Source organism: Pseudoalteromonas sp. SR43-5 (assembly GCF_014163835.1).
GTDB lineage: Bacteria > Pseudomonadota > Gammaproteobacteria > Enterobacterales > Alteromonadaceae > Pseudoalteromonas > Pseudoalteromonas distincta.
The window spans coordinates 1-20,972 of record NZ_JACJEA010000012.1 but is presented as its reverse complement, the minus strand read 5'-3'; the positions used below and the strand labels follow the sequence as shown (position 1 = coordinate 20,972).

General features: G+C 39.2%; 23 protein-coding genes and 1 tRNA gene. 12 read left to right on the top strand and 12 right to left on the bottom strand.

What is annotated here, in order from left to right; genetic code table 11:
• Nucleotides 1-18: 18 nt before the first annotated feature.
• The gene (locus H5090_RS08860; RefSeq protein ID WP_182695500.1) at nt 19-828 is read left to right on the top strand and encodes an ABC transporter substrate-binding protein; all 810 of its coding nucleotides are present in this window, start codon (nt 19-21) and stop codon (nt 826-828) included.
• 53 nt (nt 829-881) lie between these two features.
• On the opposite strand, the gene suhB is transcribed toward H5090_RS08860, so the two are convergent.
• On the bottom strand, nt 882-1,685 hold the full coding sequence (gene suhB, locus H5090_RS08855; RefSeq protein ID WP_002957826.1) for an inositol-1-monophosphatase: 804 nt from the start codon (nt 1,683-1,685) through the stop codon (nt 882-884).
• A 243-nt stretch (nt 1,686-1,928) separates the two neighbouring features.
• Here suhB and H5090_RS08850 point away from each other — a divergent pair, with 243 nt between their 5' ends.
• A complete protein-coding gene (locus tag H5090_RS08850) occupies nt 1,929-2,345 on the top strand; it encodes a VOC family protein (protein ID WP_182695499.1) in 417 nt (138 codons plus the stop codon).
• 38 nt (nt 2,346-2,383) lie between these two features.
• Here H5090_RS08850 and H5090_RS08845 read toward each other — a convergent pair whose 3' ends face one another.
• The gene (locus H5090_RS08845) at nt 2,384-3,046 is read right to left on the bottom strand and encodes a LiaF domain-containing protein (protein ID WP_076924056.1); all 663 of its coding nucleotides are present in this window, start codon (nt 3,044-3,046) and stop codon (nt 2,384-2,386) included.
• 328 nt (nt 3,047-3,374) lie between these two features.
• Between H5090_RS08845 and H5090_RS08840 the strand changes: the two genes are divergently transcribed.
• The 4 genes from H5090_RS08840 (at nt 3,375) to H5090_RS08825 (ending at nt 5,369) form a co-directional block, all read left to right on the top strand.
• Nucleotides 3,375-3,941: a BON domain-containing protein gene (locus H5090_RS08840; RefSeq protein WP_182693927.1), complete on the top strand. Its 567-nt coding sequence runs from the start codon at nt 3,375-3,377 to the stop codon at nt 3,939-3,941.
• A gap of 72 nt (nt 3,942-4,013) precedes the next feature.
• A complete protein-coding gene (locus tag H5090_RS08835; protein WP_002957822.1) occupies nt 4,014-4,172 on the top strand; it encodes a YqaE/Pmp3 family membrane protein in 159 nt (52 codons plus the stop codon).
• Nucleotides 4,173-4,541: 369 nt separating this feature from the next.
• The gene (locus tag H5090_RS08830) at nt 4,542-5,039 is read left to right on the top strand and encodes a hypothetical protein (protein WP_259395074.1); all 498 of its coding nucleotides are present in this window, start codon (nt 4,542-4,544) and stop codon (nt 5,037-5,039) included.
• Between the two features lie 253 nt (nt 5,040-5,292).
• Nucleotides 5,293-5,369 (top strand) — tRNA-Ile (locus tag H5090_RS08825).
• A 310-nt stretch (nt 5,370-5,679) separates the two neighbouring features.
• On the opposite strand, the gene H5090_RS08820 is transcribed toward H5090_RS08825, so the two are convergent.
• Nucleotides 5,680-6,009 (bottom strand): 5-carboxymethyl-2-hydroxymuconate Delta-isomerase, encoded by a 330-nt coding sequence (locus H5090_RS08820; protein ID WP_002957818.1) that lies wholly within the window; start codon nt 6,007-6,009, stop codon nt 5,680-5,682.
• Between the two features lie 207 nt (nt 6,010-6,216).
• Between H5090_RS08820 and H5090_RS08815 the strand changes: the two genes are divergently transcribed.
• From H5090_RS08815 to H5090_RS08790, 6 genes are all read left to right on the top strand, one after another.
• Complete coding sequence (locus H5090_RS08815) at nt 6,217-6,702, top strand: CreA family protein (protein ID WP_002957817.1); 486 nt, start codon at nt 6,217-6,219, stop codon at nt 6,700-6,702.
• 47 nt (nt 6,703-6,749) lie between these two features.
• Nucleotides 6,750-7,523, top strand: a complete 774-nt coding sequence (locus H5090_RS08810; RefSeq protein ID WP_002957816.1) for a hypothetical protein — start codon at nt 6,750-6,752, stop codon at nt 7,521-7,523.
• A gap of 11 nt (nt 7,524-7,534) precedes the next feature.
• Nucleotides 7,535-8,173 carry a LysE family transporter gene (locus H5090_RS08805; protein ID WP_182695498.1) on the top strand — a complete coding sequence of 213 codons (639 nt, stop codon included), beginning with the start codon at nt 7,535-7,537 and terminating at the stop codon, nt 8,171-8,173.
• A 27-nt stretch (nt 8,174-8,200) separates the two neighbouring features.
• Nucleotides 8,201-8,695 carry a gamma-glutamylcyclotransferase family protein gene (locus tag H5090_RS08800; RefSeq protein WP_182695497.1) on the top strand — a complete coding sequence of 165 codons (495 nt, stop codon included), beginning with the start codon at nt 8,201-8,203 and terminating at the stop codon, nt 8,693-8,695.
• 15 nt (nt 8,696-8,710) lie between these two features.
• A complete protein-coding gene (locus H5090_RS08795; protein WP_024605482.1) occupies nt 8,711-10,252 on the top strand; it encodes a serine hydrolase in 1,542 nt (513 codons plus the stop codon).
• A 100-nt stretch (nt 10,253-10,352) separates the two neighbouring features.
• A complete protein-coding gene (locus tag H5090_RS08790) occupies nt 10,353-11,270 on the top strand; it encodes a histone deacetylase family protein (RefSeq protein ID WP_076925013.1) in 918 nt (305 codons plus the stop codon).
• A 13-nt stretch (nt 11,271-11,283) separates the two neighbouring features.
• Here H5090_RS08790 and H5090_RS08785 read toward each other — a convergent pair whose 3' ends face one another.
• From H5090_RS08785 to H5090_RS08745, 9 genes are all read right to left on the bottom strand, one after another.
• Nucleotides 11,284-11,577, bottom strand: coding sequence for a hypothetical protein (locus H5090_RS08785; RefSeq protein WP_182695496.1), 294 nt, complete (start codon nt 11,575-11,577; stop codon nt 11,284-11,286).
• 6 nt (nt 11,578-11,583) lie between these two features.
• Nucleotides 11,584-12,393, bottom strand: coding sequence for a DUF2797 domain-containing protein (locus H5090_RS08780; protein ID WP_024597548.1), 810 nt, complete (start codon nt 12,391-12,393; stop codon nt 11,584-11,586).
• A gap of 22 nt (nt 12,394-12,415) precedes the next feature.
• On the bottom strand, nt 12,416-14,956 hold the full coding sequence (locus H5090_RS08775; RefSeq protein WP_182695495.1) for an EAL domain-containing protein: 2,541 nt from the start codon (nt 14,954-14,956) through the stop codon (nt 12,416-12,418).
• 112 nt (nt 14,957-15,068) lie between these two features.
• Entirely contained in the window at nt 15,069-16,352 is a 1,284-nt protein-coding gene (gene purD, locus H5090_RS08770; protein WP_138489712.1) for a phosphoribosylamine--glycine ligase, read from the bottom strand.
• A 15-nt stretch (nt 16,353-16,367) separates the two neighbouring features.
• Nucleotides 16,368-17,189 (bottom strand): class I SAM-dependent methyltransferase, encoded by an 822-nt coding sequence (locus H5090_RS08765; protein WP_024603687.1) that lies wholly within the window; start codon nt 17,187-17,189, stop codon nt 16,368-16,370.
• A 106-nt stretch (nt 17,190-17,295) separates the two neighbouring features.
• Nucleotides 17,296-18,882, bottom strand: a complete 1,587-nt coding sequence (gene purH / locus H5090_RS08760) for a bifunctional phosphoribosylaminoimidazolecarboxamide formyltransferase/IMP cyclohydrolase (protein WP_024603688.1) — start codon at nt 18,880-18,882, stop codon at nt 17,296-17,298.
• A gap of 325 nt (nt 18,883-19,207) precedes the next feature.
• Nucleotides 19,208-19,498 (bottom strand): DNA-binding transcriptional regulator Fis, encoded by a 291-nt coding sequence (fis, locus tag H5090_RS08755; protein WP_002957804.1) that lies wholly within the window; start codon nt 19,496-19,498, stop codon nt 19,208-19,210.
• A gap of 19 nt (nt 19,499-19,517) precedes the next feature.
• A complete protein-coding gene (dusB, locus tag H5090_RS08750) occupies nt 19,518-20,489 on the bottom strand; it encodes a tRNA dihydrouridine synthase DusB (protein ID WP_024603689.1) in 972 nt (323 codons plus the stop codon).
• Nucleotides 20,490-20,749: 260 nt separating this feature from the next.
• Nucleotides 20,750-20,972 (bottom strand): 50S ribosomal protein L11 methyltransferase (locus H5090_RS08745; RefSeq protein WP_182695494.1); only part of this gene is annotated, 223 nt, incomplete at its 5' end.

Here is a 20,972-nt window from a genome sequence, read left to right as displayed (position 1 = left end):
TAAAAATAGGTAATTATTATGTTGCCAATAAAAATCTCGACCAGTGTACTTGGTCTGCTTGCAAGTTTTGCACTTATGGCGCAAGAGCAAATAATTAATGTAGCCCAAAAGCAAGATACTCAAAACGCACGAGAAGAGTACTTAAGTGAGCTACTGGTACGTGCACTTGAGAGTGTTAACTATCCTGGGGTTATTAGGATGACTCCCATATCAGATCAGCAAAAACGTAAGCTCATAAACCTAAATGATAACGAACTAGATATGTATTGGAGTATGAGTAGTCCAGAGCGAGAGGCACTTGCTTTAGCTATTAAAATACCACTATTTAAAGGTTATATAGGAAAGCGGGCTTTACTCACTAATAAACAAAACGTAGCACGCTTTAAAGACGTAAAAACCCTAGAGCAGCTAGGAGAGTTTTCAGCAGTGCAGGGTCACAACTGGCCAGATACAAGAATAATGTCCTATAACGGCTTACGTGTAAGGCCGCTTACCAATTACCAAGCCATGTTCACTTTAACGAGCCGTGGGCGAATAGATTACTTTCCTCGCTCGTTTATTGAGGTTAATTCTGAGCTTATTGAAAACAAACAAAGTAACTTAGTCGTTGTGCCTGATTTATATATAAGCTACCCAACGGGTATTTATTATTTTGTGACTAAGAGTAAACCCGAATTGGCAAAGGCAGTAGAGGAGGGCTTAATATTAATGCAGACAAACGGCGAGTTTGATGCATTATTTAATGAATACTTCGCAAAGGATTTAAATACACTACCTTATACAAAAGGTAAAACAATAGAGATTAAGCTCGATAACCCTTATTTTTAGGCACAAAAAAAGGAGCCTAGGCTCCTTTTTAGTATGCTATTAATAGCATTTAATTAGCGAAGTAACGACTCAGTTAATACTGGACGAATTTCGCGGATAATTGCTTGAGTCAGTTTTGGTGAACCACAGATAATATTGCCGCTGTGGTTATAGTTATTACCACCGGCGAAATCTACAACCATACCGCCCGCTTCTTTAACCATTAGTTCGCCCGCAGCAGAGTTCCAAGGTTTTAAACCAATTTCAAAAAATCCATCAACACGGCCAGCTGCAACGTATGCCATATCTAAAGCAGAACAACCTGCACGGCGAATATCAGCAGTGTGTACAAACAATGCTTTAAACGCTTCAGTGTATGCATCCATGTGGTTTTTGTTTTTGAAAGGGAAACCAGTAGCAAGTACAGTGCCTGCAAGAACCGTAGTTTTGCTAACGCGTAGACGTTTACTGTTTAACTGAGTGCCTTGACCGCGAGATGCAGTGAAAAGCTCACCACGAATTGGATCATAAATAACAGCTTGGTCTAAACGACCTTTAACTTTAAGTGCGATAGAAACCGCGTAATGAGGGATACCTTTGATGAAGTTAGTTGTTCCATCGATAGGATCTACAATCCATTGGTAATCATCATCCTTGCCTTTATGCTCACCTAGTTCTTCACCAACAATTGAGTGAGTAGGGTAAGACTGTAAAATAGTGTCACGAATTACGGCTTCGGCTTCTTTATCAATGTTAGTTACTAAGTCGTTAGCGCCTTTTTGTTGCACTTCAACTTTTGATAAATCTTCACTTGCGCGAAGTAAAATTTTGCCTGCGTTGCGCGCAGCGCGAACCGCAATGTTTAACATTGGATGCATGGTATTACCTTTGGGTTGTAAAAGAACGTTTATATATTTCAGCCGGCGTATTTTAGCGACTTTTGCCATAAAGTAAACAATAAACCCCAAATACTTGTGTTTGTTTTTTATACAAGATTGAAAAGTTTATATATTTTTAAAAAATAATTATCTGCATTTAAATAAATTAAATTTAAATAACACTTTACCTAAAGTTAACTTGAGGTTTTATCGTACTCCTAATTTAACTGATAGGATAACATTATGTATTTAGAGCACGTAAACTTAGTCGCGAGTGATATAGATAATATGCTTACATTTTATCGCGCTGTATTTCCACATTGGTCGATTAGAAGTGAGGGCAGAGGCGATTGGCATGGAAAACCAAGACGCTGGGTACACTTTGGGGATGACACGCATTACATTGCGATAAGCAGTCATGGTGAAGGTGAAAACAGAAACTTATCGGGCCATCAAATTGGTTTTGCACACTTTGCTTATGTAACTAATAATTTAAGCGCAGTAGTAATGCGCTTAAATAAAGTGGGTTTTACTCTAAGCAAGCAAGGTAACGAGAATCCTTTCAGAAAGAATGTCTACTTTATTGATCCTGCAGGGTTTGAAGTAGAATTTGTAGAATATTTAAGTGATATCCCAAGTGAGCGAAATAACGATTTATAATAGGTTAAGCACCGCAAAGTGCGGTGCTTAACGAAGCTTTATGAACGATTATTTCCAGCGCCAAGTTGTGTTTTTAGCTCATTAGCAAAGCTCATAAATTTTTCTTTAATTGTGCGCTTTATTTTTACTTCGACTGAGCCCATTACTGCCTTTCCTTCAATATGAATTGTAGGGCCTTGGCGTTTGTTAAGCGACACAGATTTATTTTCAAGGCTACTTAAAATACAAAACATTTTAGACACTACATTGACATGCTCTGGTACGTAAATTTCATCGCTACCAAAAATACAGTTAACGTGAATAGTTACATTTTGATGCGCAAAAATAGCATCGGTAAAATCAAGCACCACCGATCCCATAAAGTTACTCAAATATATATTTTTTGGCACAACCCACTGACCACTTCGCTCGTTAGATCCTAAAATACTGCGTAATGTAAAATCATCATCACTGTTTTGCTGTGCACTATAATGTGGTGTAAATTGCGATTGTTTTTCTGCTTTATATTGCTGATCGGTATTAAGTGTTAAGTCTTCTACTAAGGCTAGCAGAGCTTCGTTATTAGGTGCATCCATCGCATTATCTAAACGTCTTTCGAATGCATCAACAGAAATAACACCATGACTGTAATTATAAATTAATTGATCAATCACTTGTTCGCGTACTTGCTCTATTGGGCGGTCTTCAACTTTTACAGACATGAGTTATTCCTTATTATATTTACTATTGATACTGCTCTTGTAGTTAGGCTGCAAACCGCGTACCAAATATAATTTCATTAATTATCAATTGGTTATTTTTTAACGGTGTTTTTTGTTTTGTTATATTAACGATAGATTAACCAAAAGAGCAATTATCTAGCTATTTTCACTATTTGAGAAAGTTTTACCGAGTAGCCTGTAAATAGTTACACAAACATAGATAAGGTTTTATCTTTTAATTAATTCAAGCCTTTGAATTTTAAGTATAAATAAAGTTGGCCTGAAGCTCGCATTAGTTAAAGTGTCTTTAATCAAAAGGAGAAAGATTATGAAAACATTTAACAAATCTATTATCGCAGCTCTAGTTCTTGGTACTACGGCTATGGGTGCCCAAGCAAACAGCTGGGAAAACGAAAGTAAAGATGCTTGGATTGATGGTAAGGCAGAAACCGTTCTACTTATGAACACTAATCTAAACAACTTTGACATTAACACTGATGTAAAAAATGGCAAGGTAGTACTTACAGGTAAAGTTAATAGCGAACTCGATAAAGAGCTAGCAGAAGAACTTGTACTTAGCCTAGATGGTGTAACTGATGTTGATAACAGCCTTACTGTTGTTAAAAGCATGGACACCGAAGATAAAAACAACGACATGATGGACGATGATGATAACGACCTAACGGACGCTAAAATCACCACTGTAATCACAACTCGCTTCCTGTTTGACTCAGAAGTAGGTGGTACAGACATTGATGTTGATACCGACAACGGTGTGGTAACTCTGAATGGCTCTGTAGAGTCTGAAGCTGAAAAGCAACTAGCAGTTAAAATTGCTAAAAATGCTGAAGATGTTCGCGACGTAGTTGATAAACTAGCTATTGTTGCTGAATAATACAGTATAGTTAAGGCCCAGTAATACTGGGCTTTAAGTCTTTTCAATGTTTAATTTAAATGGAGTTTGATCATGGATATTATTCGTATAATACTTTCGGTTTTATTACCGCCATTAGGTGTGTTTTTGCAAGTTGGCTTAGGTATGCATTTTTGGTTAAATATTCTATTAACACTGCTAGGTTATTTCCCAGGGTTAATACATGCAATCTACATTATTGCGAAAAAATAATGACAGATTATATATTGTGTAAGCCGACTACTGAGGTTTAGCTAAATACTTTAGTACCGATCGGCTCACAATATTAGTTTTTAGAGAGTTTTTAGATTAAATCCATTTTTTAAAACTCTTCAACCCATTAATTCACTTCCTTAACTCACTCCCAATATTATTTTAAAACTATACTTATTGTTTACTAATAAGCTTTCCAGCTAACAGTCGCGCTCAGATTCTGATTTGATGCCATTTAGGAAATCTTCAACATTAGTGTGTTTATACATCTATAATATACAATCAAATACCTTATTATTTAGTGACAATATTACCTTCACTTCTAGTGTTATCATTAAACTAGGTTTTTAGGCATGTTGAGGTAGTTAATTGAATATTCGACTTATAATGTCAGGCGTTGTGTCATTCATTTTTTATTTTAGTTGGGCCTTCAGGGCAAATAGTGCGGCAGACATTGCTAAATCGGTCACTTTTCAAGCTGCATTAGTGCAAGGGTTGTATAGTGGATTTGTAACGCTGTTTTTTACCTTTATTTTAGAAAAGGTCGTCAACAAGTATAAGTTTAGTTATGTAACGCTTGCGTTCGTAACTCCAATTATTTGTATGTTTCATTCTAAAACACCACAAAACGTCGCAATACGACAAAGTTTTAATAATGCAATTAACTCTAGCGCCTCGTATTTAAGTAATAAAAAAATAGCAGGCGTACTTTTTGCGCCTATTATTCCGATTACTGTTCAATCGAGCTTAGTGATTATGGTGAATGTAGTTAATCAGACACCTAATCTGGCACTGACAGTAGCCCCAAGCATATTTTTTACAGCCTTGTATGCCTACACATATATGTTAGCTTTGCTTAAAAAGTAGAGGGTTAAATATAAAAGACTATATGGGATAGGTTTTGTTTATAATTTAATGCAGTGAATAGCACGGTAAATATCTTACATTTTATGTTAATGCCCACTTAAAAGATTACTATTTAAGCAGTTAGCTTGTTGATTGTTAAAATAAAGGTTTTTGGTAGTGACAAGCACCTAAAAAGTTTTTATACTGCAACCCGCTTTAGTCGCTCTGTGACTGAACGCTTCAAAAATTAACTGCCTAGCAGTTATATAAAGTTGGCCCCTTAGCTCAGTTGGTTAGAGCACACGACTCATAATCGTTAGGTCCCCAGTTCGAGTCTGGGAGGGGCCACCACTTTTACAAATTTCCCAAGTAAATATCTATCCAAATTATTTAAAGCTACATTAATTTAATATTGTGTAATTTTTATTCTTTAGTTACCCCTAAGAATAAACGTAATCTAAATAAAGTTAATCCATAGATTAAGCTAAGCTTTCTTAAATTTGGAATAGTGCGAATGCACTATTAAATTCCAGCGTTAGATCAGATGCTTTGCTTTATAAGTGACAGTGATCAGCATTTAATGTCAGAAGACAAAAAAGCCCCTATTGGGGCTTTTTACTTACTAGTGTTTACTTTTATTGCTCAAAGCTACAAGAGTTAACTAATTTTTACGGTATATCTCATGCTCAATATCGTAAATATTTACGCTTAGACTGTCTGATGCTCTGCAATATGTTTTTAAACATGAAAGTAGCAGTTCGCTTAACATTTGTTTTTGCTCAATTGAGCGTCCTGCCAAAATATGTACCGCGATATGTATAAACCCTGATTTTCCTGCGCCAAGTTGATATTGCTGATAAGCAATAGCACGTGTTTTTATGGTTTCTAATTCAAACAAGTTACTTTCGAAAGCGGTTGTATGAATTTTTTCTACCAGTACTTGAGGTAAAACGGGGAGGTCTTCTGAGTGTTCAATAATAATGTGCGGCATTTAGGCGTTTCCTATTATGAGTTACTGCATGAGCGAGAGGTAATTGTACCAAATACAAGAGGGGTCACTAAACCCTGAGCTATCTAAAATCTTTACTTTAAACTAATTTAGTCGTATTTATTTTTGATGTTAGTATAAAAACAAACAGGTGAACCTTCGCTTAGTAACTTATCTACTAAGTTACCTATATATTGATTAAGGATAAGTATGAAATTACCACAAAAATTTAAACGTTTAGCTTTACTTGCAGGTGCAATTGTTACGTTAAGTGCTTGCTCTGACGATGTTGCTTCGGTAAGCCTTGGGTTATTTACAACTAAAGATGTTGTGGTGAATTCGCAGCAAGATCCTATTGTTGAGGGCGTTACTTGTCATATTAGTCATATAGAGGCTAATTTGGACTTTTCTGATCCCTCTGATATGTCTATAGCGTGTCGTCAAACGGGGCCAATTACAGCGCAGCAGCTACAAAAAATAGACCGTAGCAAGTCGGGCGAAGTGATCTTTAAATCATCTAAAAGTATATTATTTAAATCACTAAAAGTGCGTCGTATTTACGATGCTGAAAATCGTACTTTATTGTACTTATCGTACTCAACTAAAGAGTCCAGTGGTAGCCACCACCATGCGCTATCAACAGTGCCGTTATACAATACTCAAGCGTGGGACTGGGCGCTTACACAAAAAGACTAAGTTAGCACCTACGTAAGCACCTAAACTAAAACCTAAAAGAGCACACTATGTTAGCTTTATTTAAATCAAAGCCATTATTAGAGCAGCAAGAACAGCAATGGCTTATTGATACATTTATTTGGGCTGTAGAAAACTTTGATGCTGAGTTTTTTACAAAGCACACTCAAATAATACTGCCAACAGCCACTTTTTTCCCTGATTCGGTATCGAGCATTGAAGAAATGGCGAGTAATGTTTTTAACCGCGTTACTAATTACGCGGGTATGAACGCATGGCCTATCCAACTAGTTGCACCGCAGCAATTACAACCGCAAGTTTTTCCACACTTTGAATTTAGCAATGAAATACGTGGCGAAGGCAGCCATTTAATTGTGCCGCCAAGCCATACGATTAATATTTCTTTTAATCCTAACCAGATTAATCAGCCACAAGATTTAGTGGCTAGTTATGCAGGTACTCTGGCCACCATACTTATTCATCACGTTGGGGTGCTACCGCCAGGTGGTAGGGAGTATTTACCACAAGCTGCTGATGCACTTGCTTGTTTTTTAGGGTTTGGTGTGATGATGAGTAATACGGTGTATCAGTTTAAAGGCGGGTGTGGCTCTTGCTATAACCCATACGCTAACCGTGAAGCTAAGTTAAGTGAAACGCATACGGTATTTATGCATGCCCTAATTAGTTACTTTAAAAACGATAAAGTGTCTAAAAAGCATTTAAAGCCGCATTTACGTGGCCAGTTTAAAAAAGCACAAAAAGAAATTAAAGCATTGGTAAATAACTCGGCCAACCCGCTGTTATTAGCTTATTCGCCAAACTAGCAAGGATCTGCGTGGAATACTTAGATGAATTTTTACTGATTGTTATTGCTCATTTTTTTGCAGTAGCAAGCCCAGGGCCTGACTTTGCCGTAGTACTTAAGCAAAGTGTGCAACAAGGAAGGCGCAATGCATTGTGGACAAGCGCAGGTGTTGGCGCTGCTATTTTACTGCACGTTGCCTATTGTGTTTTAGGTGTTGCGCTTATTTTAACGCAATCGCCTAGTTTATTTATGGCGCTCAAGTACCTTGCTGGTGCATATTTAGCTTACTTAGGCGTACAAGCTCTTAGAGCTGCAAAACCGCCTGCAAGTAATGAAGGCGAGGCTGTAAAAGATGTTGAAAACAAAACCGTTCAAGAGGAACCCGTTTGGGTGGCTTTTAGGCGCGGCTTTTTCACCAATGCATTAAACCCAAAAGCCACGTTATTTTTTATGTCGTTATTTACACTCGTGATTAGCCCAACAACACCTACTAGCGTACAGGTCGGCTACGGCGTGTACATGGCATTGGCTACTTGGGCGTGGTTTTCAATGCTTTCAATGATGCTTTCTCGCGATAATGTAAGGGGCTTTTTCCAACAACGCGGTTATTGGTTTGACCGTGGAATTGGCATTATTTTAATTGCACTTGCAGTACGTGTTGTTATTTAACTTATTCAAAAAGCGCAGGAGATAAAAATGCCGCTATATAATTTCTCGTTTGGTTCTAATATGTCATCTAATCGTTTGTTAGCGCGCTTGCCCAATGTAAAGCGTGTAGGAACTGCGATACTTAAAGGCTACGAGCTTACTTTTGATATGCTATTTAAAGATGGCTCAGGTAAATGCAGTATTTGTCCAAGCGATAAAGAAAATGCATTGGTTTACGGCGTTATTTATGAGCTCAATGAAGAAGAAAAAGCTATTTTAGATGGTATTGAGGGCGTAGGTTACGATTGTGTAGATATAGCCCCAACGCTTTTAACGGGTGAGACTGTAGCCGCACATTGTTATATAGCTAATACCCATGACAGCAATGTACTCCCATATGATTGGTACATAAAACACGTTCATCGCGGTTCACTTGAAGCGGGCGTACCAAAAGAATACAGTGATGCCATATTAAATCGCGCACAAAAAAGCGACACCAATCAAGAGCGCGCAGCAATTGAATTTGCAGTTCATCAAAAATAATAAAATAGGATTGATATGAAATTAACCAAACTTGCCGCAATTGCACTATTAGCAGGCACTACGTTTAGCAGCTGGGCACAAGTTGATACCAACAAAATTGACGACGTAATTAAAGCGTCAATGGCACGTTTTGACGTACCCGGTATGGCAGTTGCCATTGTTGAAAACGATAAAGTAATATTTGCTAAAGGCTTTGGTGTAACTAATCTCGATACCAACAAAAAAGTAAACAAAGACACTTTATTTGGTATTGCTTCAAACACAAAAGCATTCACTACTGCGGCACTGGCAAAGTTGGTTGATGAAGGTAAATTAAGCTGGGATGATCGCGTAATTGATCATTTACCAGAGTTTAGATTGTACGATTCGTACGTAACACGCGAAATGCGTATTCGTGACTTATTAAGCCATCGCAGTGGGCTTGGGCTTGGGCAAGGCGATTTAATGATTTGGCCAAGTACCGATAAATCAGTTGATGAAATTTTAGCGGGATTACAGTATTTAAAACCAGCGAGCAGTTTTCGTAGTAAGTACGCTTATAACAACTTGATGTTTGTTACCGCTGGTGAAGTGGTTGCACGCGTATCGGGTATGAGCTGGAACGATTACATCGAAAAAAATATTTTACAGCCGCTGCACATGGATAACTCACGCGCGGGCTTTTCACGTATTCCAAAAAGTAATAAAAACTGGGCGACAGGTCATATTCCTATGGATGGCACGCTTCATCCATTTTTTGTGAACTACCTTGAGGACTTTAGAGGCGCAGGCGCCATTGCATCAAGTGTAAGCGACATGAGCCAATGGCTTCGTACGCAATTAGCAGGCGGTAAAATGCCAAGTGGCGAGCAGCTATTTAGTGAAAAGCAACAAGCGCAAATGTGGCACCCACATATTACATCTATGGCGTCTAAAAGTGCGTTTGAATCGTATCATCAGCAGTTTAGGGGTTATGGGTTAGGCTGGAGCATTGAAGACTACCATGGCTTTAAAAAGCTAGGTCATGGCGGTGGTATTTTAGGAATGGTATCGCAAGTTACTTTATTGCCTGAGAAAAAACTTGGTATTGTTATTTTATCTAATCAACAAGCTTTTGGTGCGCTTTCGGCGGTAACCCATGAAGTACTTGAAGATGCACTTGAGCTTGAAGATAAAGACTGGGTAGAGGATTTAGCTAAAAGCCATTTTGAAGGCAAACAACAAGCGTATGTTAATGCAAAACCAGAAGCCCCCGCTGACTACCAACCACAATTACCAAACATTAATTACACCGGTACATTACACGATGATTGGTATGGCGATGTAATTATTGAGCAGTTAGATGGTAAATTACGCATTGATTTTACGCACACTAAACGCTTGAAAGGCACTCTTGAGCATTACACTGGTAATACATTTATTGTTAAGTGGGATGAAAAGCTACTTGAGGCGGATGCGTTTATTCGTTTTGAAATGAGCTCACAAAATCGTGTAAACAGTGCCAAAATGCGTGCGGTATCAACACAAGTGACCGACTTTAGCTTTGACTTTAGAAACCTACATTTAAAAGCAAAATAGTTAATAATGATATTTAAAGTATTGATATAAACCAAAGTCGCAAAGCCACCCATCGGTGGCTTTGCTATATTAAGTTTTTACACCTTGTAAGGGACTTTTTATGCGTACCGCTGTTATTTCTCATCCTCATTGCCGTAAGCATAAAATGATAGACGACCACCCCGAGTGCCCAGAACGCTTAGATGCCATAACAGACCGATTACTTGCCAGCGGCGTAGATGTTGGCTTAACACACCTACAAGCACCCAAGGCCGAGCGTGAGCATTACTTACTTGCTCACGATGAAGCTTTACTTAAACACGTAGAAAATACGCTACCAACAGAAGGGCTGGCTAATTTAGATGGCGATACGTGGCTGTGCCCCGATTCATTTAAAGCGATTGAGCGTGCAGTAGGTGCGGGGTTGTTAGCTGTTGATGAAATACTTGCCGATAAACTCGATGCTGCTTTTTGCTCAGTACGCCCGCCAGGGCATCACGCTAATAAAAACTCATCATCTGGGTTTTGTGTGTTTAATAACTTAGCTATTGCTGTTAAGTACGCACAAAGCAAAGGGGTTAAGCGCATTGCTATTGCGGATTTTGATGTACACCACGGTAATGGCACGCAAGATATTTTTATTGATGACGAAAATGTACTGCTTTGTTCGTTATTTCAGTATCCGTTTTATCCAAATACAGCGGTTAAAAATAATAGCCATATAGTTAATTCACCTCTGCCAATTGCCAGTAATGGCGACGATTTAAAAGAGGTGTTTGCTCAGCAATGGCTACCAAAATTAAAAGCGTTTAAACCTGAATTACTTTTTATAAGCGCAGGGTTCGATGCTCACCTAGAAGATGATATGGCAAGCTTAAAGTTTGTAGAGGATGACTATATTTGGCTTACCGAGCAACTATGTGGTGTTGCTAAAGAGGGCGGTTGTAAAGGGGTTATTTCGTATTTAGAAGGTGGCTATGCGCTATCAGCTTTAGGTCGCAGTGCTGTAGCGCATATAAAAGTGCTTACTGAGGTTTAAATGAAGAGAGTGTTTATAGTCCTAGTAAATCAAACGCCTGCGCAGTACTTAGGGTTTTGATTTTACCAAGGCAGCATTGCCCTTCATTTAATAAGTAAGCTGTAACAAGCTGTGCTAGTTGCTCGCCATTCAATTTAGGGCAAACAGTGCCTTGTAAATTAAGGTAGTCACCTTGCTTGTTAAGTACTCGCGCATCGCTTAGCTCACTTTGCGTAACGCTGTGCAAGCATTCTTGTTGCTCTTGTTGGTTATGGGCTATCTCAAGCTCATTATAAATAACCAATAATTGTGGGTAGCTGTTTAACATGGCCCGTTAGCCTACGGTTACTTCATAAGACGTAAATTTACGTATATTAATAACGCCTTTTTCAAAGATTAAGTACTGACCTTTAATACCTTGTAAAACACCACTTACAACAGGGTCTTTATCAAAGTTAAATGAGCTGATTTTTGTTGGGTATTCGGTTACTGGAAAGTTTAAATCAACCACATCTTCATCAAGTTGCTCTATTGCTGTTGCGCCAAATAATTCACTGAGCTCGTTTAGCTTTTCACTAATTTGTGGGATCAGCTCGGCTGCCGCTGCTTTTAAGTCAATTGCGTCGTTTTGACCTTTTAGCATATTGCGCCAATTAGTTTTGTCGGCAATAAATTCAGCCAATGCAACTTCTACTAAACCAGATTGCAGGCGAGTTTGCACTTTAAAAATAGGTAATGCCTGAGTGGCGCCTTGATCAACCCAGCGAGTCGGTATTTGTGTGTGGCGGGTAATACCTACCTTTAAACCTGAGGTATTAGCGAGATATACATAGTGTGGGATCATGCAGTTTTCTTCGCCCCACTGCGGCTCTCGGCAAGTGCCTTGATCGTAGTGGCAGGTTTCTGGTTTCATTATGCACATATCGCAACTAGCAAGCTTGCGCATACATACAAAACAGTGACCTTGAGAATAGCTTTTTTTGGTTTTTTTACCGCAGTTAGAACATAAAATAGTGCCACTAAAGGTAAGCGTAAGCTCCTTACCTATAAATGCATTTAAGTCTACTAAGTGTTCACCTACAGGTAAGTGATATTGTACTGGTTCGGTTAAGCTCGATTTTAGTTTACGCAGTGTGCCTTGCATCTTTACTTGGCCCCTAAAGATGTTAAAAAGAGGAGTCTAACATTTTTAAGCTATATTGGCTTTTTAAGAAGTGTAAATAGTCGGTGTAAGGCAGTGCTTTTGCGTATAAATAACCTTGGGCGGAATCAGCGTTCATATCTTTGAGCAAGTGATGGATTTCTTGGGTTTCTACCCCCTCAATTGTTATTGATAAATTGAGGTTATGCGCCATATCAATGGCTGTTTGTACAATAACTTGGTGAGTTGGGTTATTAGGCAAATCAAAAACAAATGACTTATCTATTTTAAGCTCACTAAAGTGATAATTAACTAAGTAGCTAAGTGACGCGTAGCCTGTCCCAAAGTCATCCAGTACCACTTTAATACCTAATGCGGTTAACTCATCAACTAACTTTATAAGTGCATCTTGACTATCTACGAAGGCCGATTCGGTTAGTTCAAATTTAAGTAAGTGTGCCGGCACTTGGTATTTAATTAAAATATTTTCTACTTTTTCGGCTAAGTTATTTATGGTTAAGTTTTTAGCACTTAAATTTACGCTAATTGTGTGCTCGTTATAGCCATTTTTTGTAAGCTCAACTATGTCTTTACAGGCTTGCTCTATTACCCACAGTGTTAGCTCGTTAATAATACCTGTGTGTTCAGCAAGTATTATTAGCTCTTCAATTGATAAGTTGCTGTAAGTTGGGTCGGGCCAACGTAATAAAGCTTCAGCACCACTTACGTGGTTACTTAATAAGTTTATTTGAGGTTGGTAATAAAGCGCCAGTTGATTTGTTTTGATTGCTTGTTGCAGCTTAGCGGCTAGAGCAACGTCCATCATCAGATTATTACCGTTTGACGATGACCCAACTTGATTAACGCTACCTTTTGCTTTTTTAAGCGCTAAATAACCACGCTTTAACCAATATTCAAAGTCGTTACTTTTACCTGCACTACTAATACCTATACTGTAACTAAGCTGCAGGTTTAGCCCTTTAATTTCATATTGTTTTGGTAAGCTACTAATTATTTTAGTCAGTAGTGCTTCTAGCATTTCTTGGTTTTGTGTTTTTGTAGAAATACAGGCAAATACACCACTGCTTAAATCGGCTAAGCGAGGACTGGTGTTTAAATCTGTTTCGAGGTTTGTAAATTCACGTTCATGGCTGAGTTCTAATTCAAGCTCTTTGGCTATATGCTTTATAAGTGTGTAGCCCTGAGAAGAGGTAATAATCGTATTGAGTGAATTAAAGTGACGTATTTTTATTAAACACAACGTTGTTGAGCGATTTTGGCTCTGTAGTGCCATAAATGCTTGTTTTAGCTTGGAGCTATTAAGTAATCGTGTTTGTTGTGTATGCGTGGCATGGTAAAGCGCACGTTCTCGCTGATACCTTACCCTGTCTGCTAATGCCATCGCCATTAAAATAACTTCGCACAAAATAGCGACTAAAAAGGCATGGCGGGTTGCAAAGGTATACGGTAAAACACCAGTGAGTTCCATAGGTTGAATTGCCGCACCAAAAATTAGCGGTATCCATGATAAAACATAAAACTTAGCCCACCTAAAACCACTGCGTAACTTGTTATATATTAAAATAATACAAGTAATATAAAGCAGTACCATTACACCAAAAAATATAGGAGCCGCTATATTTTCAGGAATAAACAAGCTACATACAGCAAGAGTAAACATAAGCCAAAGTAGAGCTATACTCATTTTGTAACGCCAACATTTATCTTTATGATAGCGCAAAAACATGGTGCAAAAAGCAAGGGTGAAAAAGGCGACCCCATAATTACTAAACACAATTTGTTCGTGAATAAAGAGCTGCCATTGCTTAGGCCATAAATAAAAACCAAAGCCCAGTACTGCACCCATTAGTGTAATAGCGCTGACGATGTAGCCAATATAAATTAAATAAACACGGTCTTTTATACCAAAATAAAGGACCAAGTTGTAAAGCGCAGCCATCAATAGCACGCCTACAAAAATACCCCAGATCCCAGTTTGAGAGCGCACTAAGTCAATAAACTCTTTATCACGATACAAGTTTACAGGTGTTTTACTTATGCCTATTGTGTCTATTTTTATTACTAGGCGTTGTGATGATTTTCTTTCTACTAAAAAGCGAATATGCGGCACGCTGTATTCAAATAAAGAGAGGGCTTCTTCTTTATCGCCGAGTTTGTATGTTTCAACTAGTTTGTTATTTTTATCGAGGCGATAAACCGTAAGGTGATCGACCATAGGGTTGTCAAAATGTGCTACAACATTTTGCTTGTTAAGGCTTTTATTTTCTAAATCAAGAAACAACCAATAATTTTGTTGGCTAAAGCTCCATGGAACATCTGAAAATGGTTGATGAGTAAGTAATTCAGGTTGGTTAATGATGGTATCGAATGTTTTAGTTTTGGTTTCGTCAATATAGTAGGCGTAATCGAGGTACATTGGAGCCGTTTTATCAATTGTATATCGTGTAGGCACGACTAAGTTTGATGCCAATGTACTGATTATAAAAAATATAAAAATCAGTATGGCAACAGCAATTGCATGGTAACGTAAAGTTCTTAGTTCCAACGTTAATTTACTTTTAAAAAACCTTTTAATTAGTGTAGCACTAAAAAAGCGCAGGGAAACTGCGCTTTTTTAGTTAAATTAATTGGTTATACCAATGAATAGGTATTATAGGCTATTGCTCGCGTGCAATAGCACGGTAAGCTATATCTGTACGATATTCCATACCATCCCAGCTAATTTGTTTAACAAGCTCATAGGCGCGTTGCTGCGCTTGCGTAACAGTGTTACCAAGTGCTGTTGCGCATAATACGCGACCGCCTGCGGTTACAACGTCATTGCCACTTTGTTTAGTACCCGCATGAAACACTTTTTCACCTGCAGGGTAATCCACTTTTAGCCCCGAAATAGCGTCACCTTTAGGGTAATCACCAGGGTAGCCTTTAGCGGCAAGTACAACACCAACGGCTGCGCGTGGGTCAAACTCAATTGTTGTTTTATCAAGTTCTACACGGTTAGCAGCTTCAATCAATTCAACCAAATCTGATTGCAAACGTAGCATCATTGGTTGAGTTTCAGGATCGCCAAAGCGACAATTGTACTCAATTACTTTAGGGGTGCCTGTTTCGTCAATCATTAAACCTGCATATAAAAAGCCGGTGTACGGATGGCCTTCGCTTGCCATGCCTTCTACCGTAGGGTAGATCACTTCGTTCATAATACGCTGGTGGATTTCATCAGTAACAACTGGCGCAGGTGAGTATGCACCCATGCCACCCGTGTTAGGACCCGCATCGCCATTGTAAGCGCGTTTATGATCTTGGCTTGTTGCAAATGGTAATACGTTTTTACCATCAACCATTACAATGAAAGACGCTTCTTCACCGTCTAAAAACTCTTCAATAACAACACGACTTCCCGCATCGCCAAAAGCATTACCCGCAAGCATATCGCGAATAGCTTCTTCGGCATCGGCCTCCGTCATGGCTACAATTACGCCTTTACCCGCAGCCAAACCATCTGCTTTTACAACAATTGGCGCGCCTTTCTCTTTTAAATAAGCAAGGGCAGGCTCAATTTGTTCAAACGTTTGGTAGTCGCCCGTTGGGATTTTATGACGTGCTAAAAAGTCTTTAGTAAACGATTTCGAACCTTCAAGCTGAGCTGCGCCCGCCGTTGGTCCAAAAATAGCCATGTTATGTTCACGAAACTTATCAACAACACCCAGTACTAACGGTATTTCTGGACCTACAATAGTAAGCTCTACCTTATTTTGCTGTGCAAAACTAAGTAAACCATCTAAGTCGTCAACGTTTATTGCTACGTTTTCAAGTTTTGGTTCAAGTGCAGTACCTGCATTACCAGGGGCTACAAATACAGTATTTACTTTGGTGTTTTGAGCGGCTTTAAACGCAAGTGCGTGTTCGCGGCCGCCGCTGCCAATGACTAAAACATTCATGGCGAAAATTCCTATTTAAAGCGGTTTCTTAAATTTCAGCGTCATGCGGTCGCTTTCACCAATGGCTTTATATTTGTCAGCATCTTGTTCGCCGAGTCTTAAGCTTGGTGGTAGCGTCCATACACCTTTAGGGTGATCGGCTGTATCTTTTGGATTTGCATTTATTTCACTGCTTGCTACTAATTCAAACCCAGCTTGTTCAGCAAGGTCTACTACGTAGCTTTGCTTCATATAACCTGATGTTTTTTGATCTTCATCAGCACGCTCTTCAGCTAAACGGTGTTCAACTAAACCTAATGTACCGCCTGGTTTAAGGGCTTTATAAAAAGCTTGGAATGCACTTAGTGCACCGCTTTTATCTTTGCCCATATACCAGTTATGTACATTACGAAATGTTAAAACCATATCGGCACTGCCAGCTGGCGCAATATCTAAATGTGTTACAGGTGCAAACTCAGTAATTTTAACGCTACTAAAGCGCTCATCTTCTGCTACTTTTTGTTTAAAGCCTGCAAGAGAGCGTTGGTAGTAGCCAACTGATGAATCAGCAGGAAAGTGCGCGGCAAAATAAGTGCCTTGTTCTTTTAATGCTGGCGCTAAAATTTCACTATACCAACCACCACCGGGTGCAATTTCAACAACTGTCATGGTTGGTTTAAAGCCAAAAAATGCAAGTGTTTGAGCTGGGTGACGATATTCATCACGAGCGCTGTTTTTAGCACTGCGTTCGCTTGATTGAAGTGCATGTTCAAGGCTTGATTCGTGGTTATGGCTAAGCGCCATAGTCGATGTCATTGTTAGTGTGGCTACAAGTAGCGATTTTAGCGCAAATTTCATTGTTTGTTCCTTCACATTATAATTTTAAATAGGTTATTGAATAATCAGAATACGTGAATTTATAGCAAACAAAAAGGGTTAAACCAACGTTTAACCCTTTGTGTGATTAGTGGCGGAAATGGCGCATACCAGTTAGTACCATTGCCATGCCAGCTTCATCAGCAGCTGCAATCACTTCTTCATCACGCATTGAGCCACCAGGCTGAATTACCGCAGTAATGCCAGCGGCTGCGGCTGCGTCAATGCCATCACGGAATGGGAAGAATGCGTCAGACGCCATAACTGAACCTTTAACTTCAAGGTTTTCGTCGGCGGCTTTTATACCTGCAATTTTAGCTGAGTATACGCGGCTCATTTGGCCTGCGCCTACACCAATGGTCATACCGTCACGGGCATAAACAATTGCGTTTGATTTAACAAATTTAGCTACTTTCCAGCAAAACAGTAAATCTTTAAGTTCTTGCTCAGAAGGCTGGCGCTTAGAAACAACTTTTAAGTCGCCTTGCGTTACCATGCCTAAGTCGCGGTCTTGAACTAAAATACCGCCGTTAACGCGTTTAATATCTTGGCCAGCTGCTTTACCTGTCCACTGTCCACATTCTAATAGGCGCACGTTCTTTTTAGCTTCAACAATTTTTGCAGCGTCGCTCGAAATACTAGGTGCAATAATTACTTCAACAAACTGACGGTCAACAATTGCTTGTGCAGTTGCTGCATCTAGCTCTCGGTTAAAGGCAATAATGCCACCAAATGCTGATGTAGGGTCTGTTTTAAAAGCGCGCTCGTATGCTTGTAGAATATTGTCGCCAATTGAAACACCACACGGATTAGCATGTTTTACAATTACGCACGCAGGTACGTCAAATTCTTTAACACATTCAAGTGCTGCATCGGTATCTGCAATGTTGTTAAACGAAAGGGCCTTACCTTGCAATTGAGTTGCTGTTGCAACTGATGCTTCAGCAATGTCATTTTCAACATAAAAAGCAGCATCTTGATGTGAGTTTTCACCGTAACGCATATCTTGCTTTTTAGTGAACTGCATATTGATAGTACGTGGGAATTTAGTCTCTACAGCAGCTTCCTCGGTGTAATCAGGCACCATTTTACCGAAGTAGTTAGCAATCATGCCATCGTATTGTGCAGTGTGCTCGTAGGCGGCAATCGCTAAATCAAAACGTGTTTTGTACGTTGTTGAACCATTGTTGTTTTGCATTTCGCTAATAACACGGTCGTAGTCGCTCGCGTTTACCACGATTGTTACATCTTTGTGGTTTTTAGCGGCTGCACGAACCATTGTAGGGCCGCCAATATCAATATTTTCAATGGCATCTTCAAGGCTGCAGTTTTCTTGAGCGACTGTATTCGCAAAGGGGTATAAGTTAACTACAACTATGTCGATAGCAGAAATGTTGTTATCTGCCATTACGCTTTCATCTTGTCCGCGACGGGCTAATATGCCGCCGTGAATTTTTGGGTGAAGAGTTTTTACGCGACCATCCATGATTTCAGGGTGGCCTGTGTGATCTGATACTTCAGTCACTTTTATGGCGTTATCAGCAAGTAGTTTACATGTGCCGCCAGTTGATAAAATATCAACGCCTTGCGCTTCAAGTGCGCGGGCAAATTCAACAATACCGGTTTTATCAGACACACTTAATAGTGCGCGACGAATGGGACGATGAGTATCCATTGTAGTTTGATTTCCTCAGTTAATGAGCTAGCTTAGAAGCGGGCATTTTAACTGATTACTACTCAAAAAACGACTTATAAAGGCTCAATAAGCGTGAGCATTTTGCAATTTAGTTAATAAACTGTAGGCATAAAAAAAGCACCCTAAGGTGCTTTTTTTGCATAATACCAGTTGTATTGGATTAGTAAGTAGTAATAACGATAGAAAAACAAGTCTATAACAAGGCAAAAATTTTGCAGTGTAGTTATTCTACATAAAAAACTTTTAGCGACGTTATGGGCTTGTTTAGCTCGTTAGAATACTTACGCTTTCAATATAATTGGTATTAGTTCATGCCGTATTTTTTAAGCTTTTTACGTAAAGTACCACGGTTGATACCTAGTAAAATTGCTGCACGAGTTTGGTTACCACGTGTATATGTCATTACTTCTTCAAGTAATGGCGCTTCTAGCTCTGAAAGAACAAGGTCGTAAACGTCTTGCACATCTTGACCGTTAAGCTGCTTTAAATAGTGGTGAACAGCTTTTTTTACTGCATCACGCAATGGCTGCGGTTTCTCGTGTGACTGAACATGAGGGTTAGTGATAAATGGAGAAGTCACGTTTTGTTCGAACATTATTAAGTCTCTTTCTTTCTTAGTTAGCTGCTAGTGTTTTAAAGTATTGCTCTAATGCGACGACCTGTGCCTGTGGGTTGTCGAGCGCATTAAATACTCGCCTAAACTGACCATCACTGTCATGGGTTTGCAAATACCAAGATACATGTTTGCGAGCAATTCGCGCTCCCATTGGCTCACCGTAAAACATATGGAGGTTTGTTAAATGCTCCATTAATATACTGCGCACCTCTGCAATAGCAGGTGGCTGTAAATGTTCCCCAGTTCGCAAATAGTGGTCTATCTCCCTAAATATCCAAGGGCGACCTTGGGCGGCTCGGCCAATCATAATGGCATCTGCACCCGTATAGTCTAAAACCTGTTTTGCTTTTTCTGGTGATGTAATATCACCATTGGCAACAACAGGAATCGACACTGAACGTTTTATATCCCTAATCGTGGCGTACTCAGCATCACCTTTGTACATACATGCGCGCGTACGCCCATGTACAGCAAGTGATGCAATGCCATAACGTTCAGCTATTCTCGCAATCTCTACACCATTACGGTTATCCGGATCCCATCCTGTACGGATTTTAAGTGTCACAGGTATATCAACAGCATTAACAACTGCATCAATAATCTCTTCCACAAGTTCAGGAAACTGTAATAAGGCAGAGCCTGCGAGTTTCTTGTTCACTTTTTTTGCTGGGCACCCCATATTGATATCTATGATCTGTGCACCATTAGCAACATTGAATTGTGCGGCCTGCGCCATAAGCTCAGGATCTGCTCCTGCAATTTGCACCGCGCGTATACCCGACTCACCGCTGTGATCCATACGGTTCATCGACTTTTCTGTTTTCCAAACCTTAGGATTTGACGATAGCATTTCAGACACAGCTAAGCCCGCACCTAAGCGTCGACAAAGTTGTCTGAATGGTCTGTCTGTAATGCCTGCCATTGGCGCGACAATTACATTATTCTCAAGTTGGTATTTACCGATACGCACTATATTCAATAGGCCTCTTTTCAAGGGGCGCTAAGTTTACGGTTTTTTTCACAAAAATCAAAGGCTATAAATTGAACAAAAGTAACTTTTTTTTGCCCTTTTCGTATTGACATTTGATAACCACATGACAAGTAGGTTGATTTGTTTGAAATTCATACAGATTTTATTTTTTACAAGATAACTAGAAAATTTTTTGATATGTAAAAAAATAGTAAAGCCTGTTAAATACAGGCTTTACATGCATGTTTTGAGTTAATACTCTAGATTTGATTGTTCGATTTATTACACTTTTTAGTGCCACTTACTCGAGTCCAATCACCTTCAACGGCAATGTCATCTAGTTCAATAAACGGTGCATAAATGTCAGCAACCGATTGTGCTTGTTCTTCTAAAATACCTGACATGGCAATTTTACCACCTGGCTTTAATAACCCTAAAATCACACTATGTAATTCGCGAAGTGGCTGGGCTAAAATATTGGCC

Excerpts from the sequence above, each read along its gene's own strand:
- H5090_RS08835 (WP_002957822.1), top strand. The coding sequence starts at position 4,014 with ATGGATATTATTCGTATAATACTTTCGGTTTTATTACCGCCATTAGGT.
- H5090_RS08795 (WP_024605482.1), top strand. The coding sequence starts at position 8,711 with ATGAAATTAACCAAACTTGCCGCAATTGCACTATTAGCAGGCACTACG.
- H5090_RS08815 (WP_002957817.1), top strand. The coding sequence starts at position 6,217 with ATGAAATTACCACAAAAATTTAAACGTTTAGCTTTACTTGCAGGTGCA.
- H5090_RS08790 (WP_076925013.1), top strand. The coding sequence starts at position 10,353 with ATGCGTACCGCTGTTATTTCTCATCCTCATTGCCGTAAGCATAAAATG.
- H5090_RS08850 (WP_182695499.1), top strand. The coding sequence starts at position 1,929 with ATGTATTTAGAGCACGTAAACTTAGTCGCGAGTGATATAGATAATATG.
- H5090_RS08845 (WP_076924056.1), bottom strand. The coding sequence starts at position 3,046 with ATGTCTGTAAAAGTTGAAGACCGCCCAATAGAGCAAGTACGCGAACAA.
- H5090_RS08765 (WP_024603687.1), bottom strand. The coding sequence starts at position 17,189 with ATGAAATTTGCGCTAAAATCGCTACTTGTAGCCACACTAACAATGACA.
- purH (WP_024603688.1), bottom strand. The coding sequence starts at position 18,882 with ATGGATACTCATCGTCCCATTCGTCGCGCACTATTAAGTGTGTCTGAT.
- H5090_RS08860 (WP_182695500.1), top strand. The coding sequence starts at position 19 with ATGTTGCCAATAAAAATCTCGACCAGTGTACTTGGTCTGCTTGCAAGT.
- H5090_RS08800 (WP_182695497.1), top strand. The coding sequence starts at position 8,201 with ATGCCGCTATATAATTTCTCGTTTGGTTCTAATATGTCATCTAATCGT.
- purD (WP_138489712.1), bottom strand. The coding sequence starts at position 16,352 with ATGAATGTTTTAGTCATTGGCAGCGGCGGCCGCGAACACGCACTTGCG.
- H5090_RS08780 (WP_024597548.1), bottom strand. The coding sequence starts at position 12,393 with ATGCAAGGCACACTGCGTAAACTAAAATCGAGCTTAACCGAACCAGTA.
- H5090_RS08785 (WP_182695496.1), bottom strand. The coding sequence starts at position 11,577 with ATGTTAAACAGCTACCCACAATTATTGGTTATTTATAATGAGCTTGAG.
- H5090_RS08820 (WP_002957818.1), bottom strand. The coding sequence starts at position 6,009 with ATGCCGCACATTATTATTGAACACTCAGAAGACCTCCCCGTTTTACCT.
- H5090_RS08840 (WP_182693927.1), top strand. The coding sequence starts at position 3,375 with ATGAAAACATTTAACAAATCTATTATCGCAGCTCTAGTTCTTGGTACT.
- suhB (WP_002957826.1), bottom strand. The coding sequence starts at position 1,685 with ATGCATCCAATGTTAAACATTGCGGTTCGCGCTGCGCGCAACGCAGGC.
- fis (WP_002957804.1), bottom strand. The coding sequence starts at position 19,498 with ATGTTCGAACAAAACGTGACTTCTCCATTTATCACTAACCCTCATGTT.
- H5090_RS08810 (WP_002957816.1), top strand. The coding sequence starts at position 6,750 with ATGTTAGCTTTATTTAAATCAAAGCCATTATTAGAGCAGCAAGAACAG.